The organism is Gordonia otitidis NBRC 100426 (assembly GCF_000248075.1).
GTDB lineage: Bacteria > Actinomycetota > Actinomycetes > Mycobacteriales > Mycobacteriaceae > Gordonia > Gordonia otitidis.
Window position 1 is genome coordinate 1 of record NZ_BAFB01000077.1, and the last position, 15,691, is coordinate 15,691.

The following is a 15,691-nucleotide window of genomic DNA, read 5'->3' on the forward strand; positions in this document are numbered from 1 at the left end:
ATCGGTCTCATAGCTCACCGCGCCGAGGCGGCTGCCCCGAAGTACTCGATCTGCCATTTGGCGGTGTCCTCTCGTTTCTCGAGCGTTGGCGAACGCTCAACACTCCCATTCTACGCGCTGCCGGCATCCGGCCCACATCAGAGACGACCGACACGCACCACACGTGCCGCAGCGAACCGGCCCGGCGGGTGTTGGGTACGGTCAAGTGCGTGGAGCACACGACAACCGGAGCAACCCGATCGCGTCGGCGCCCCTACGCCTGCGCCTGGTGTGGTCAGACGATGGTCGACTCCGAGCTCGGGCGTCGACGCAAATACTGCAAACGGTCGTGCCGTCAACGTGCCTACGAACAGAGAGCGCTGACCGAGGGTACTTCTATTCCCGCCGACGCCGTCATCCTCACGCCGACCGAGGTGAACGATTTCGGCGATCGACTCTTTGCGCTCCGCTGTGCGGCAGAGGATCTGGCGACCGCTGTGGACGAGAAAGCCGACACCAGCACGCTCGCCGATCTCGCAGCTGAGGTCGTAACGCTCGCCAAAGCGGCTGAGCGACTCCGGTGATCGCTCGCATCTTCGGGCTGTCGTTCGTCGTCACGATCCTCGCGCTCGTCGTCGCCTTCGTCTACGGCGGGTGGGAGGCCGTGGCGCTCGCCGCCATTCTGGGCGTACTCGAGATCTCACTGTCCTTCGACAACGCGGTCATCAATGCCACCGTCCTGGAGAGGATGAGTGCGTTCTGGCAGAAGATGTTCCTGACGGTCGGCATGATCATCGCGGTCTTCGGAATGCGCTTGTTGTTCCCGCTGCTGATCGTGTGGGTGACCGCGGGGCTCAACCCGGTCGAGGCGTTCCGACTCGCGATGAACCCGCCGCCCGAGGGTGCTGACCGGTTTGCCGACGGAAGTCCCAGCTACGAGACGATCCTCACCGACGCGCATCCGCAGATCGCCGCGTTCGGCGGAATGTTCTTGCTGATGCTCTTTCTCAATTTCATCCTGAGCAATCGCGACATCACGTGGTTGACCTGGTTGGAGCGTCCGCTGTCGAAGATCGGTCGACTCAACGCGTTGCCGGTCGTCCTCGCCTCGGTGACGCTCGTGCTCGTGGCCGAGTTCCTCGCGCCGGATTCGATCCGCTCGACCGTTCTGATCGCCGGGATACTCGGCATGGTGACCTATCTGTTGGTCGACGGGTTGAGTGCGCTGTTCCAGTCCGACTCGGAATTTCGCGACAGCGGGCCGTCAGAAGGTGCGAAAGCGGCGGGCAAAGCAGGCTTCTTCCTGTTCCTCTATCTCGAGGTCCTCGATGCGTCGTTCTCCTTCGACGGCGTCATCGGAGCGTTCGCGATCACGGCGGATCCGATCATCATCGCGCTCGGACTCGGCTTCATCGGTGCGCTGTTCGTGCGCTCCATCACGATCTACCTGGTCCGAACGGGAACCCTGGCGTCGTATCGCTATCTCGAGCACGGAGCCCACTGGGCCATCGGCGCGCTGGCCGTGATCCTGCTGTTGAGCATTGAGTTCCACATCAACGATGTGGTGACGGGACTGATCGGCGTCGTCTTCATCAGTGCCGCACTGTTCAGCAGTGTCGTGGCCAATCGCCGCGATCAGCGCCGTGCCGTCGAGGCACACGAGCGGAAGACATCGGAGGATCGGGCAGACACCCCATCCGCGGCGTCGGCGGATACCACCGATCCGTCCGAGCGCTGACCCGACATCGGGTCACCCCTTCTTCGTGCCGGCGCCATCGGAACGGCGCAGCTTCTTGCCTCTGCGTCGATACATCACGACAAAGGCGGTCAGCAGCAGCGCGACCACCACGGCGATGATGACGCCCCACAGGCTGGCTGCTCGAAACCCCGGGGCCCTGACGTTGAGAATCTGTGTGCCGGCGTGAGCGGCGTTGTTGCCGCCCACCTGGATACTCAGCGTGAGGAGATTGGGAATGGCGACCACGACGCCGATCACCACGCACAGGATCGAGAGGACGTTCTTCATCTTGCCGCGAAGGGCAACGGCGAGGACGAGCAGCGAGATCGGGATGAACGTGCAGACGAAACCGATCGACAGACCACTGCCGATTCCTCGTCCCATCGAACCGTCGACGCTGCGACCGATCTGCTCGGCCCACCACCTCGGCAGAAATGCCGCGAGGATGAAATAGACGATCACCGCGATCGCAATGGCGAGCGCGAGGAAGAGGAATTTGCGACCGCCTTTCTTGAGTCGATCGGAGAACGACGGCTCGGGCTGTGTCGACGTCGAGCTGACGGTCACGTCCGTGTCAGCTGCCGGCGTGGGTGTCGACGATGAAACAGACGACGTGGCAGGGGTCTTGTGTCCCGGATGCTCGGCCATGTCCTCAGCATAGGGTGCCGTTCATTCGTTGGTCGCGAGATCGACCTCCAATGGTTTCGCCGACGCGTGACGAAATCGGTGTCCCTCGGACCGGCCCGAGTGTAGAAAGGACGTTGACGGCGGTGGCTCGCTTTCCAGCTCAGGGACGACGAATGGCCGGTGACAACGAATGGCCGGGGCCGGTCCGCACACATCACACCAGATCAATACAGACAACACCCCAATCAAAGTGAGTGCTTCATGGATCCGATGCAACGTCAGATGCTCGACTTCGAGCAGAACTGGTATGCACTCGGTGGCGGTTCGTCGCGCGAGATCTCCTCGCAGTTCGGACTGACCGATCGGGATTTCTTCACCCAGGTCGAGAACCTGCTCAATGCCGAGCCACCGGTTACCCTGTCGAAGGGCCAGCTCGCTCGCATGCGCGAGGTGGTGAGGAACAGGATCTGGATGGCCCGCTGACACGGGCCGCACCGAGGTCGCGACAGAATCGGGTACGACGAGAGGAATTACGTTGCCGCCCTTCGCCGACGATGAGCTCTACGAGTTCTATCGGCGAATAGAGGCCGGTACCCGATCCGGTCGACGCAGACGCCGATCACCTGCTCGATCGGCGATTTGCCCCACTCCGGAGAAGGACGCCTACCGCGACGTGCGTGCGGTCGACGACGCGATTGCTCGTATCCGAGCGGCCGGGCGTTCGGCACCGACGCTGCGACCCTACGAATGCGTATGTGGCTCCTGGCATCTCACGAGCCGAGCTGTCGAGATCCCTGACCCGCACCGCAGGCGGAAGCGCTCATGACCGTCGTCGAATTGGCGGTCGACGACGCATCCGGTTCCGTCGCCACTTACCGTCGCTTCTTCGGCCGCGATGCCGCGGCGTTCCAGTACGACACCACCAACGCGGCGGTGCGACTCGACGGTGCTCGATCGACGCATCGTGTGCTGTTCGGCGTCGACGACGTCGCGTCGTGGCAGACGCTGCTGCAGCGACGAGGACTCGAAGTCCATTCGAGCGACGCCGTGACGGTGGGCGTCGACGGATTTCCTGTCGGCGTCACCGAGGACCGGACTCCGCGAGCTCATGACGGGGCGGGGGCGGACGACATCCTCGGCATCGATCATCTCGTCTTCCAGGCCGCGGGTCGCGACCACGCAGTTGCACTGTTCGGCGCATCGCTCGGCCTCGATTTCCGTCTCGACAGGCCCGTGTCCGACGGACTGCGCCAGTTGTTCTTCCGTGCCGACGATCTCATCATCGAAGTCCTTGTAACGCCTGAGGACACCAGCTCCGTGATGCCGACGGACTCGGCTATGGCATCGAGGCCCTTGTCTCCGGAAGTCTCCCTCTGGGGAATCGCTTGGGCGACAGGCGATATCGAGGTAACCCATGCACGGTTGGTCGCAGCGGGATTCACCGTGTCGCGGGTGCGCAGTGGCCGTAAGCCCGACACCCGGGTGGCCACCGTGCGCGCACCCGCACTCGCGACTCGCACTCTGATCATCGAACCGACTCAACCCGTTGCGGCAAAGAGAGCCCATGGCTGACAGCAATTTCACCGGAGACGGGGCACCGGTCTCGGTGACACTCGACGGGGCGACACGGACCGGGCACGGTCAGTCCGTGAGGGCGGACGACGGTTCGGTACGAGTGCGGATCACCCTCGATCCGGACACCGCGCACTGACGGTGCGCCCGCGACGGACTCCGCCGTAGATCCCACGCCGCACGATCAGCGGCTGCACCACGGTGTCGATACTCCAACGCGGAAAGCGGAACCGAACGCCACCGGGGGAGAACACGTCCAGTCCGTTGTCGCTGGGCCCGAACACCGATCCCCAGCGATGTTCGCGCGGGCGGTAGCGGCGCGTGGGTCGCCCGTCGAGGTATGCGACGACGTTGCTCGCCACGAGACGGTCCGCACGATTGCGGGCTGAACCACGGAGCGGATCCGAATCGGCGACATCACCGACTGCGAACACGCCACGTCGGCCGGGGACCCCGAGGTCGGCGTCGACTCGCACGAACCCCTTGTCGGTCAGCATGTCCGACGGCAGCCACGACGTGTTGGGAGCGACACGGCCCACCGCCCAGATGATCGCGTCCGCCTCGACCGGGGGTTGATCGGTCTGCCATGAGATCGACCCGCTGCCGATCGCGGCCAGTTCTGCGTCGGATGGCAACACCGCTCGGTGTTGGCCGTGACGGTCCACACCGAGCGCTGCCAGGCGCCGGGCGACCTGTTGTCGCGTGCGGTCATGGTGTCGGGGGAGGGGGAGGACGCCGGGATGGTAGAGCGCGACCGCCTTATCCGGCCAGCGTCGACTGAGTTGCGCGGCCGAACTCACCGCCGCAGCACCCCCACCGACGACCGCTATCGACCTGGCCTGCGCCAGACGCGCGTGGACGTCGTGGAGGGCGTCGTCGACGTCGCTGATGCCCTCCAGGACCGGGCGTCGCCAGAACCCGTTGGCGACGCCCGTCGCGATCACGAGTGCGTCGTAGGCGAGTGAACCCATCTGGCCCGTTGGTGTGCGTAGGCGTATCACCTTGCGGTCGGGGTCGAGTGCGCAGATCTGCCCATGACGGATGTCGACTCTGTCGAGTCGACGAAAGCGGTCGAAGTCGACACGGTAATCGCGCGCCCACTCGTCCGGAAAGGCGACGCGGAGGCCGAGCTCCTGCCCGCTGACCAACGCAGGCCGTACCGAGATCCCCACGACATCGGTACGTCGAGCGAGGTGGATCGCCGTGAGAACACGGGAGTCGCCCATGCCCGCGACCACAACTCGCCGGCCCGGGGTGACGACGTGATCTGCGGCGCGCTTCGTCATGCTCACTTCGCCGGTTGCGAATCGTCGACGGCTCGGATGCCTTTCGGGGGCAACGGCACGAACATCGGGACGCGTTCGATGACGGCGGCATACGAGGCACGTCGTTCCAGACTCCGCTGCTCCATCATCGGGATGCTCGCCCCGAGGAACATCCCGAGCATCGCAGCGGCTCCCAGCCACAGCCACCAGGCGTCCGCTGGTGCCGCTGCGATGCCGAACAGGAGCACAGACACCCAGAACATGAACTCGCCGAAGTAGTTCGGGTGCCGCGACCAGGCCCAGACGCCGACGTCGATGGTCTGGCCCGGCTCGCTCGTGCGACGGAACAACCGCAACTGCCGATCGGCAGCCGATTCGAGGGCGACGGCTCCGAGACCGACGACGAACGCCACCACGCTCAACCACACCAGTCCGTCGTCGGGTCGGGTGAGTGCGACGTAGGCCGGGACCATCGCGAGGAACACCTGCAGCGTGGGGATGAGGTGGATGGCGAACAGATCCGCGAGGAACGCGAGACGACCCGCACGCTGACGCAACAGTGGATAACGCCAATCCTCGTGGACGAGACCGGGAAATGATCGCCACCAGTTCACTGTCAGCCGCACGGCCCAGATCACCACGACGATCGCCAACAACGCACATCGCCATCTTGCGGGGCCGCCGGCGTGTCTGGCGTCGCCTTCGAGCCACCAGTACAGCAGCAGGAAGACGGGCACGACGCTCCAATAGGCGTCGTAGCAGCTCGAATTGCCGACCGTGCGGCTGACCACGAAGATCACCAGGGTCGCGAGGACATCGGCGATGAGCGTGTCCGCCCAGAGCTGCCCGACACTCGGTCCCCACGTCAGCCAGGCGACCGCCACCGCCAGCGCAACGACGTATGCTGCGGCGATCACCGCCAGCGACACCCTTCTCCCCATACGGAGATGGTCTCAGGCGATCCGCGTGTTCGCTGCGTTTTGGGCGCCGCGTCCCGGCGGCAACGCGAGCCTCGGACGCAGGTGCTCACGCAACCAGCGGTAGACGTCGTCGTTGTTGAGCAACGTGAAATGATTGGCGCCGCCCAGATGAAGACCGTGGTCGATGCTGAATCCGACTCTGCGGGAGCGACTCTCGCCACGTCCACTCGGCGTCAGAACCAATCCGTCGCCGATCAACCTGCTTACCGGATGATTCGGGTTGCGGGTGAGCGATGCGGTGACGAACAGGTGCCGTGCCCGAGGAAGCAGAGGTATCGCCGCGGCGGGTTGCTGGCGGAAGGCATCCGGATCCCGCCCGCTCCAATCGTCGTCGGTCAGGCTTCCGTGGAACAGATCGCGGACGCCTGCGCTTCGTCGGGCGAGCAGATTCCCGAGCGGCGAGGTCACCGATGCACATCTCAGTATCCCGGTGGCCATGTGCACCGTCCGGGCCAGTGGGGCACCGTAGTGCGGTGTGCCCAGGGCCACGGTGTCGGTGACCACTTCACACCAGTACGCACCTTCGGCACTCGCTGCATGACACGCACTGCGGATCACCAACCCGCCCATCGAGTGCCCGACCAACGTCACACGCGTGACAGGCACCGGCCATTGGAGGACGAGCGCCTCGAGCAGTGCCGCAAGTTCTCGGCCGTTGTCACTGATGTGTCGGCCGGTGTTGAAGCGCACGCGTACCTCGGTCGCTCCGATGTCCGCGGTGAGTCGACGACCGTAGCTCGGGCGCTCGCCTCTGTCCCATGCGAACTCGGACTCCATGAGGCCGTGGAGGAACACGACTACGTGACCCGTCGCCCCGGGAAAGGCCGCTCGGAGCGATTCCGTCCTCACCGGAACCGGCGCGCCGTCGTCCCGGACCGACATCGTCTGCGCAAGCGATGACCGCTCTTCGGCGAGGGAATCGCCGATCAGCCCATCGAGCACTCCGAGCACGGACGCGCCTCGCGCGCTCTGCGACGGCGCGCGTCGCGGTTCCGGAAGCGCCGCACCGACGTTGGCGATCGCCTCGAAAAGCGACGACACGGTCCCGTAGGTCGCATCGGTCACGGTGTCATGCAGCAGGTGCGCCGATCGACTCGATGTCCCACCGACCCGATCGGATACCGCGAACAGACAGTCGGAGACCGCATGGTGGAGCTTGGCGACGCCACGAGTGGCAGCGGCGAGTTCTCTCAGCCCGAGCTGTGTTAGTGCCGCCACCTCGCGCGGAGCGGCGTCGTCAACGCTAGTCACGGACTCCAGAGTACAAGTGTTCACCCAAAATGGCAGCGAACATGTCACATCGCCGTCGTCGCCAACCGTCAGGCGTCGACGCTCTCGCGATAACCGAACTCGACAACGTCGACATCCGCGACATGCTTGCGTCGCTCGCGCATCAGGCCCAGTCCGTAGAGGACGATGCCGCCGACCAGCCAGCAGAACAGCACGATCAGCGGTCGAGCGATCGCGTTACCGTCGAAGAAGACGACATTGCGCAGAAGTGAACCAGTCGCCCCGGGCGGCAGATGCTGACCGACGACCCCCCAGGGTGTCGGCAGCATCTCGGGCGCACTCGAGAGCCCGGAAAGCGGGTTACCCAGCAGGATCAGCGCGATGGCTGCGAGGACGAGACCGGCACCACCGAGCGCCTCGCGAAGCCCGAGAACCGCGAAACAGGTTGCCGCGATGCCGAGCATGCCTGCGAGCGACGTCAGCCAGTAGTTTCCGTCGAACGTGCCGACCACGAATTGCAGAATCGCGATCAGGGCGAAGCCACCCACCACGGACACGCCGAGTGCCGCGAGGATGCGCCCACCCGCAGATGGGATGACCAGCATGATCACCATTGCACTGATCCACCCACCGAGCGCAAGCGGTAGTGCCCCAGCCGCAAGACCCGCCCCGTGCGAATCCTTCGCGGGGAAACTGCGGACGTCGACGACGCGGTGCCCGATGTGAGTCGCATCGGCGACGCGCTGTCCCAGCGTCTCGATCATCGTTGCCACCGTTGGACTCGCGGCAGTGGCGACTAGCACCGTGAGTTCCGATCCAGGGGAAACGACGAGTGCGCCGTATACCTCGCGCGACTCGATGGCGTCATGTGCGACGGATTCGTCGGCGTAGCTCGTCACGTCGAATGACTCGCCCATGAGATTACCGATCTCATCGGCAGCCTGCGCTGACCCGACCACCCCGATCGGGATGTGATGCGGTGCGGACCTCGCTGCGGGCAGAGCGAACATCGTGACCATCACCGACAGCAGCACCGCCGTGCCGATGACGACGGCGATCACCTTGACGCCGACAGGCGGCCCCGTTCTGGCCGAGGTGTCGAGCGTCGCGGCCGCGGCGGGAACCAGCAAGACCGTGCTGTATCGACGGTGGGACACCAAGGTCGAGATGGTCATGTCGGCGATGGTCGACGTCGCCAGAGAAGTCCTCTCGGTCCCGGACACCGGATCACTGTCGACCGACCTGCACACCATCCTGGTCCGCATGCGGGCGCGGTTGACCGAGATCGGTTCGGAGACGATTCGATCGCTCCTCGCCGATCTGCCTGTCGGATCCACCGATGCGCTGCTGCGGCTCATCACCAGCCACGTCGACGATGTGATGGCTCCAACCCTCGAGCGCGCACGCGAACGAGGAGAACTGGGACCGGGCGCACTTGCGCCGCGCGCGGCGGCACTGCCCTTCGACCTCGCACGGCACGAGTTCTTCATCACGGGCACCATGTCGGATGACTCGATCGACGAGATCATCTCGATCTGCGTGATCCCCCTGTGGACGACACTGACAAATACTGCCGGCACATGACTCCCGGGCGTCCCGCGGTCATGACATCATCCGCCGAATGACTCGTTGACGACGTGGGAGAGCGACTCGCGGTCGGCGACGTCGAGCTTGATACACGCCCGATAGATGTGACCTTCGACCGTGCGCACGGACACGGTGAGTCGCTCGGCGATCTCACGATTGGTCAGACCCCGTCCTATGAGCACCGCGATCTCGCGTTCACGCGCGGTGATCGGCAACGGTCGCGCCGTCGCTCGAATCGCGGGTGTTGTCGCACCGTCGCACCTCTTCGACAGCGCGAGGACTCTGGCCGAGTACGCAGTGGCATCGCCGCGTCGACCGGCACTGTCGTACAACTTCGCCGCCTGGGCGGCGGCATCGGCAGCGGAGAGGAGTAACCCCGCTTTCTCGAATTCGTCTGACGCCAAGGCCAACTCATCCGGATCACCCGCAGCGAACGCCTCGGCATGGCGCACGTAGACGGGACCCAGATCCCCTTGTAGGAGTGGCGCGAGCTCGAGGAGTCGCGCCACCGTGGTTTTGTCGCCGAAGCGTGTCGCGTGGTGCAGGGCCTCCGCCTCGAGCGCGTGCTGGCCCGAGTCGCGCGCGATCTGTGCGGCATGATGGGCGTGCTCGATCGCGGTGCGTTCTGCGCCCTGCGCCGCGGCGATCCACGCTCGCGCAAGGACGCGTTGCGACTCGTGCAGCGCCAGGTGTGCGCCTCGGTGTTCGTCCGCGTCGCGGAGGACGCGTTCGGCGTTGTCGACGTCGTTGAGCGCAGCATAGGCGCGCACGAGGATCAACCGTCCCGGCAGACGCCAGGGGAGTGGCTGTTTGGCGTTGAGCGCGGCAAGTGCCTGCTCGAACTCGCTGATCGCCTCGCGAAACGACCCACTGTAGGTTGCGGCCACTCCGGCCATGATCTTGGCGATCGCCCACCCGAGGAACTGACCAGACGACGAGAACTGTGTGTACTCGTCGGCGCGCGCCCGAGCTTCTGCGAGATCACCCACCATCGTGAGCGCCAGGACGTCGCAGTAGCGGACCATGACGCTGATCATTCCGTCGGTCGCCTTCTGCTTCGCACGTGTACGTTCGGCATACGGCGCGTAGTCACGTCCCCGGCCTGCGATCGGCATGGCCAGACCGGCACCGAACGCGGCGAAATCGATCGCCTGCGACGGCGCGTTGGGACTCTCCAGGACATGCTCGGCGAGTGCGATCCCCTCCTCGATGCGGTTCTCGTGCACGGCCATTGCGGCGGCGACCGCGTCGACGACGAGACGCAACGTCGGGTGCTGGACCTTCTCGTTGAGGAGGTCGAGCATGCGGTGGCTCTCCTCGACGTCGCCGAGCATCCAGAAAATCAGGCTCATCCGCGAGACCGCCCAGACCACGAGCTCGAACTCGTTGAACGATTCGGGATCGAACTCGGTGAACACGGCGTCGGCCTCGACGATGCGGCCCTGCCACATGATCGCTCGGGACAGTAGTTCGCCCGCCGTGAGGCTGCCGTCGTGTTCGTAGGCGATGCGCGCGAGGCGCTCCCCGAGCGGGAGGTTCGCCAGGAAGATCGCATCCTTGGCCGCCGCGATCAGGAGGTCGGTGTCGACCTCGCGGTCTGCGTCTACACACAGTTGGGCGAGGCGTATCCGGTCGGCAGCGGTGTCAGGCGAGTGGTCGCGCAGTTCGTCGACGAGCTGCGCGCGAAGCCGCCGAGCCGCGATCGTGCTGATGCGGCGACGGACGACGTCGGCGTAGAGCGGATGGCTGAATCGGACGTTCGTCGTGTCGCCGTCGCGCGTCGTCCTGATCAGTCCGGAGGTCTCCGCGTCGTCGACCGGCTCCTCACCGACCATGCGGATGAGAAGGTCGATGTCCATCGGCTCGTACAGGGACAGCACCTTGAGTGCGTTGATGACCAGGGGCCCCGCCCGATCGAGACGGTCGTCCAACAACGCCACCAGGCCCGTTGGCACAGCGGTTGGTCCGCGCAGTTGCCACACCCCGGAGACCTCCGAGAGCGCACCCGAATCGACCGCCCCCTCGACCATGTTGCGGAGGAACAACGGATTACCGCCAGACGAGTCCCAGATGACGTCGGCACTCAGGCCCTCCAGCGACCCGCCGAGGACCATCTCGACCAGCGATGCACACTGCTCCCTGGTGAGATTCTCCAGTTCGAGGCGATGCAGGTATCCGTCCTTCCACAGCGACGTCACCGCATCGGGCACCGACTCACCCGTGCGCACCGTTGCGATGATGCGGGCGCTGCGATCCATCGCGATCTGGTGCAGCAGCGTCGCCGAGAGTTGATCGAGCATGTGGGCGTCGTCGATCCCGATGACCGTACCCGGCTCGGCGAGCAACGTCTCGCGAGCAGACACCAGTGCCGCGATCGGGTCACGGGATGCGGTGAGAGTGACCCACGGGGCAAAGGCGCCGAGTGGGATCGCCCGCGATGAATCCGTGCACGCCGCCCACCGGACGCTTCGGCCGAGTGTGTCGGTGACCATGCGGGCGAGCGTCGTCTTGCCAACGCCGGCCGGCCCGACGAGCACCACGCCGCAACGTCCCCCCGATCGGAGAAGCGCGGAACGAATGAACTGCTGTTCGGTGGGCCGGCCGAGAAGTTGCCACCGCCCTTCCATGGTTGAGGATTATAGAACGACGAAGAAACGAGCGAGCGCCAAAAGATCTCAGTCGGGTAAATCCGCAACCGAGCTCGGCTCGCTCATCGGTGCATTGTTCTTCTGATGCCGGAATCTGCTCGACGCGTCGTACACCTCACGCTTGAGTCTGTTGATGGATCCGAGAGGCGTGTGGGCCTTGAGCCCCCGCCACGAATTGAACGCCAGTACGTCGTCGCCGTACGCGCGTCGTTCCGGCGTATAGGGGTCCTGACGGGGAAACCGTATCGTGGCGACGGTCCGATGGGGAGACTCGTCCTCGGGCCACGAGGTCTTCGCATTCTCCAGCGGCATCCGATCGATATTCGTGCACAGTTGCACGCGCAATTCGTATTCCGCGGCGTGCGTATCGAAGAAGTCGACGGTCATGTCCTGCAAAGCGTTGACGCCGCGGTAATCGGTAGTCGGCTGTCCCGCGAGTGCGCGAACCTCGGGCGACGACGGTGCGTACAGCATCTTTGCGACGTACCTGCCGTACCGCAGCGGCGCCGACGTGTAGAAGGTGTCGCCGAGAATGTGAGTGTTCTTCTTGATGAAGACCTTGAGGGTCTCCGGCAGCGGGTGCCCGATCTTGGTCAGCAGCCGATCGTCGACGAAGGCCAACCCCTTCTCGGCGAGGGCGAGCACGGGGTCGGAGACCCGCGCGAGCGCCCAGGCGGTCATCATCCCCTTCGTCGAATACTCCTGCGCATCGGCGAACAGAAACTCACGATGCGTCACCATGATGAAATCCTGGGTGGTCGCAGTGTCGTCGGGGAGTGCCCTGTCACCCGGATCGACACCGATGACCTTGATGCCCAGGCCACGGACACCTCTCATCTGGTCCGTGCGGATCGCTCCGGACGTACTCGACAGACGCGCGATGACCGGATAGGTGCGTGGCTGCGCGAACAATCCCTGGGCGAGTTCCTCCGGCAGGTTCGCGTGTACCTCCAGCTCGCCCCGCAGTATGGCGTGACTTTTCGCGTGAGCGTCTCGAATCGCGCGCTTGTACTTGGCATACGAGTGCTCGTTGTTTGCGTGCAGGGTCTGCACGATCCTCGCCACCGCCTTGGCCTCGTCCGGCGGCGCGTTCTCCATATCGGGTGTGAACAGCACGTACTCGGGGCTCATCCCAGTCCTCTCGGTGAGTCAGGTGGCAGCGATGTTTCGGCTTTGGTCTCCTGGCAGGCGATCTGTCGGCCGATGATCAGGTGGCGGGCCAGGGCGCGAACGGGTTCGCGATCTTGGTGAGCAGCGGGGTGAGTGTGGGGAAGTGGCGCAGCAGGACCGTGCGCATCGAGTTGTCCCGAATCCATGCCATGCCGGCCTCGGTGTAGAAGTCAGCGGTGAAGTCCGTCGTGAGGAATCGATCGGCGGCGATCCTGCGTGAGGCCATCAGGATGAAGACGCGAAAAGCGGTGTCCGAGAAGCCGAAACCTCGAGGTTTGCGTTCGGCGTACAACCCGACCATCAGATCGACATCGTCGACGGTGCTGTAGATCCGTTCCAGTTGCGCCGCCCACTCGGGTCTGTCGGTGAGATCGGCGAAGCTCCGTGCCGGGGCGAGCCGGAAATATCGGCGGAACTCGTTGTAGCGGGGGACACCTCGTTCTCTGCTGCGCAACACGTCGACGGTGGCGAGGTCGATCGGTTCGCCCGACGGACGGGCAAGGTCCCGTAGCGCCGCCGGGAAGTTCTGCAATGTGAGGGCACCCGGATGGGCACGGCCGAACGAGTACAACAGATCCGCCATCGACGATTCGGCCATCCGGGTGTGCACGTGGTCGACGAGCAGCTCCGCGAGGGCGTGCGTGCGCCTCGTCTGTCCGGTGGCGACGCTGCGCACCTCGAGCTCGTCGGGTAGCAGGGGATGCATGCGGTAGACGGAAATGAACTCTTCGGTCAGCGAGAACGGCACCCCGTTGAGTTCCGTACGCCCGCCCGGAATCCCGAAGAGGATCTCGTTGTCGACGAGTCGGCCGAAGCGAGTGGTGAATTTCTCGCCGAGCAGTCCGAACCAGTTCGCGCGCATACCGGTGACGGTCGTTGGGTGGGCGATGATCGCCGGAGTCCAGTCGATCGTGTGAATCTTGGCCATCAGCGCTGAATTGACCAGTCGTGCAATGTCGTACAGACGCTGCTGGTCGTCGGCCAGCTCTGGCTGCGCTGCGGTGAGTCGTCGGCAGATCGTGTTGTGTTCTCGTAAGAACAACGACTGCATCAGTGCCAGTCCCAGCCATGAGTTCGCCTGAGGGCCGGTCGGATCCAGCAACTGCTCGGCGGCGAGCGTGGGTAATCCGTCGTCGGCGAGTTCGATCGTGGCGAGCAGATTGCCCTGCGCGTCGGTGTCGCGGATTGCGCGGGCGTACTCCTCTGTGTCTCCGTAGATCTGAGAGGCGTCCCACCAATGGGTGTCCCGGTTGGCAAAGGTCGGTGGCACGTCGGTGGGCCCGTCAAGCGCAGGCGTGTGCGGAATCTGCATCGGCCTGGCGTGTGGCCACGGGTCGTCGGGCTCGAGGCCGACCAGCCACGGCTCGGGATCCACCGGGGTCAGGTGGCTCACCCAATCGTGCACCTGGAACTGGATCCACGCGGCCGCGAGAAGGTTCAGGGTCGACGCCGGTTGGAACTCGGTGCGGGCGAGGAGCTTCTCGCTGATCACCCGTGGGCTCGGTTCACGTGCGCGGTCCTCGGTCTCCGGCCACGTCGCGTCGATGGGCACGTTACGGCCGAAACGAGCACCCACCGAACCCATGTCGGGTCGCTCGAGGTTGTCGAACCGACCGTCGATCGTGCGGCCCGGATGATCGGACGGGTTCAGTGGCGGATCGAGCGGAGTGACGGGGTCGGGGTCGGTGTCGAAGAGGTTCAGTGCCCTTAGCTGGCTGCGAATCCCGACCAATACCGCCAGCGCCAGTGGTTTCGGGAGCCGCGACCACCCGAACAGCCTGTCGGCGTTCTCCGCGGCCGAAGCCAGCACTCGTTCAACGGTAGTTCTCTGATCGACCACCCAGTCCTCTTCCGCTCGCCCACGTGATTGCCGCTACAGATCGTTTGGACACACCGACCGTGTCGCGATGAGTATCCCCGAGATCGACCTGCTGCCGCATGCGTACCGGGCTACCTCATAGCGCGGGTGGTGCTTTCGAGTAGCCGGGTACTCGTGAAAGCGCCACGCGGTTCACAAAGACTGAAAGCCCAGTCGGTACGCGTTCAGGCACGCAGTCCCGGCACGCGCTTTCAGCAGGGCGCACCGGATCGGACACGCGCAGGATGTCATGCGCACGGAAGAAAGAAAGCGACAGGTGATTCGTGATCGTCCCGATCAGCATCACACTCAACATCGACACGGGGATCGACGACATCGTCGACGCCCTCGACTGTCGGATCGACAACGCGACGCAGCGTCGATTCTGGTTCGCGGAGGCACACCACGCATCGGCCGACACGCCCACCCCGCTGTACGACAGCAGGGTGGTGATCCGATTGCGGTCGGGAGCCCGCGACGACCTGACAGTCACGATGCTTCCCGAGAGCTGTGATCGGCTTACCGGTGATTGGGCCGCGCCCTTCGACCGGGATGACCTCGAATACCGGATCTCCGAACGCTGGTGCGGCGGCAGTCGGCAATTGACAGCGTCGGCACGCACTCACCATCCAGCAGGCGCCATGGTGGCAGCGATACGCGATGGCGCCGACCCCACCCACCTCCTCGATATGTCACAGCGCCGATTCCTCGTGGCATGCGCGACCTCCGGGACTCCGATCGATCACCTCGTGATCCGCGGTCCGATCACGTCACATGTCTGGGACACGGCGCTTCCCGAGAACCGTCGCGTCCGTGTGGAGCGGTGGCTGACCGACGGGCTCGACGTCCTCGGGATCACCACACGTGTGGAACTGCGGCCGGGCGATGCCTCGTACGACCTCACCGCACGAGCGGTGGACGCCGCTGGAGAGCTTCGCGACGGACTGTCCGGACTCGGGGGTCAGACCAGTCCGCTTGCCAGCAGGACCGCCTTGGCACTCAGGGTGCTGTCCGGCGCGGCGACGTGACCAGCAGAG

General features: G+C 64.9%; 15 protein-coding genes. 7 read left to right on the forward strand and 8 right to left on the reverse strand.

The genetic code is table 11. The features are described from left to right. Window positions 1-281 precede the first annotated feature (281 nt). Together GOOTI_RS07295 and GOOTI_RS07300 are read left to right on the forward strand one after the other, a co-directional pair. Window positions 282-563, forward strand: coding sequence for a hypothetical protein (locus GOOTI_RS07295; protein WP_007237924.1), 282 nt, complete (start codon window positions 282-284; stop codon window positions 561-563). Beyond that, a complete protein-coding gene (locus tag GOOTI_RS07300) occupies window positions 560-1,717 on the forward strand; it encodes a DUF475 domain-containing protein (protein ID WP_007237925.1) in 1,158 nt (385 codons plus the stop codon). Before GOOTI_RS07295 ends, GOOTI_RS07300 begins: the two co-directional genes overlap by 4 nt. Window positions 1,718-1,729: 12 nt before the next feature. On the opposite strand, the gene GOOTI_RS07305 is transcribed toward GOOTI_RS07300, so the two are convergent. Continuing rightward, complete coding sequence (locus tag GOOTI_RS07305) at window positions 1,730-2,365, reverse strand: hypothetical protein (protein ID WP_007237926.1); 636 nt, start codon at window positions 2,363-2,365, stop codon at window positions 1,730-1,732. A gap of 240 nt (window positions 2,366-2,605) precedes the next feature. On the opposite strand from GOOTI_RS07305, the gene GOOTI_RS07310 reads away from it, so the two are divergent. The 3 genes from GOOTI_RS07310 (at window position 2,606) to GOOTI_RS26085 (ending at window position 4,055) form a co-directional block, all read left to right on the forward strand. Next, entirely contained in the window at window positions 2,606-2,827 is a 222-nt protein-coding gene (locus GOOTI_RS07310) for a DUF3263 domain-containing protein (RefSeq protein WP_007237927.1), read from the forward strand. Between the two features lie 339 nt (window positions 2,828-3,166). Further along, window positions 3,167-3,916: a VOC family protein gene (locus GOOTI_RS07315; protein ID WP_007237928.1), complete on the forward strand. Its 750-nt coding sequence runs from the start codon at window positions 3,167-3,169 to the stop codon at window positions 3,914-3,916. Then, window positions 3,909-4,055 carry a hypothetical protein gene (locus GOOTI_RS26085; protein ID WP_169315795.1) on the forward strand — a complete coding sequence of 49 codons (147 nt, stop codon included), beginning with the start codon at window positions 3,909-3,911 and terminating at the stop codon, window positions 4,053-4,055. The genes GOOTI_RS07315 and GOOTI_RS26085 overlap by 8 nt, the downstream gene beginning before the upstream one ends. On the opposite strand, the gene GOOTI_RS07320 is transcribed toward GOOTI_RS26085, so the two are convergent. The 4 genes from GOOTI_RS07320 to GOOTI_RS07335 all read right to left on the reverse strand — a co-directional run bounded on the left by GOOTI_RS07320 (window position 4,027) and on the right by GOOTI_RS07335 (window position 8,566). Then, window positions 4,027-5,202: an FAD-dependent oxidoreductase gene (locus tag GOOTI_RS07320; protein WP_007237929.1), complete on the reverse strand. Its 1,176-nt coding sequence runs from the start codon at window positions 5,200-5,202 to the stop codon at window positions 4,027-4,029. The genes GOOTI_RS26085 and GOOTI_RS07320 overlap by 29 nt on opposite strands. 2 nt (window positions 5,203-5,204) lie before the next feature. Then, complete coding sequence (locus GOOTI_RS07325) at window positions 5,205-6,122, reverse strand: DUF1295 domain-containing protein (RefSeq protein WP_039993715.1); 918 nt, start codon at window positions 6,120-6,122, stop codon at window positions 5,205-5,207. Window positions 6,123-6,134: 12 nt separating this feature from the next. Continuing rightward, the gene (locus GOOTI_RS07330) at window positions 6,135-7,412 is read right to left on the reverse strand and encodes an esterase/lipase family protein (RefSeq protein ID WP_007237931.1); all 1,278 of its coding nucleotides are present in this window, start codon (window positions 7,410-7,412) and stop codon (window positions 6,135-6,137) included. 68 nt (window positions 7,413-7,480) lie between these two features. Next, window positions 7,481-8,566, reverse strand: coding sequence for an ABC transporter permease (locus GOOTI_RS07335; RefSeq protein WP_233425443.1), 1,086 nt, complete (start codon window positions 8,564-8,566; stop codon window positions 7,481-7,483). Between GOOTI_RS07335 and GOOTI_RS07340 the strand changes: the two genes are divergently transcribed. Beyond that, window positions 8,565-8,975, forward strand: a complete 411-nt coding sequence (locus GOOTI_RS07340) for a TetR-like C-terminal domain-containing protein (RefSeq protein WP_233425444.1) — start codon at window positions 8,565-8,567, stop codon at window positions 8,973-8,975. The genes GOOTI_RS07335 and GOOTI_RS07340 overlap by 2 nt on opposite strands. A 26-nt stretch (window positions 8,976-9,001) precedes the next feature. On the opposite strand, the gene GOOTI_RS07345 is transcribed toward GOOTI_RS07340, so the two are convergent. From GOOTI_RS07345 to GOOTI_RS07355, 3 genes are all read right to left on the reverse strand, one after another. Continuing rightward, window positions 9,002-11,605 (reverse strand): LuxR C-terminal-related transcriptional regulator, encoded by a 2,604-nt coding sequence (locus GOOTI_RS07345; RefSeq protein WP_039993716.1) that lies wholly within the window; start codon window positions 11,603-11,605, stop codon window positions 9,002-9,004. 48 nt (window positions 11,606-11,653) lie between these two features. Further along, window positions 11,654-12,757, reverse strand: coding sequence for a catalase family protein (locus GOOTI_RS07350; protein WP_007237935.1), 1,104 nt, complete (start codon window positions 12,755-12,757; stop codon window positions 11,654-11,656). 76 nt (window positions 12,758-12,833) lie between these two features. After that, entirely contained in the window at window positions 12,834-14,636 is a 1,803-nt protein-coding gene (locus tag GOOTI_RS07355) for a peroxidase family protein (protein ID WP_007237936.1), read from the reverse strand. Window positions 14,637-14,938: 302 nt separating this feature from the next. On the opposite strand from GOOTI_RS07355, the gene GOOTI_RS07360 reads away from it, so the two are divergent. After that, window positions 14,939-15,682: a hypothetical protein gene (locus tag GOOTI_RS07360; protein WP_007237937.1), complete on the forward strand. Its 744-nt coding sequence runs from the start codon at window positions 14,939-14,941 to the stop codon at window positions 15,680-15,682. The last annotated feature ends 9 nt before the right edge of the window (window positions 15,683-15,691 follow it).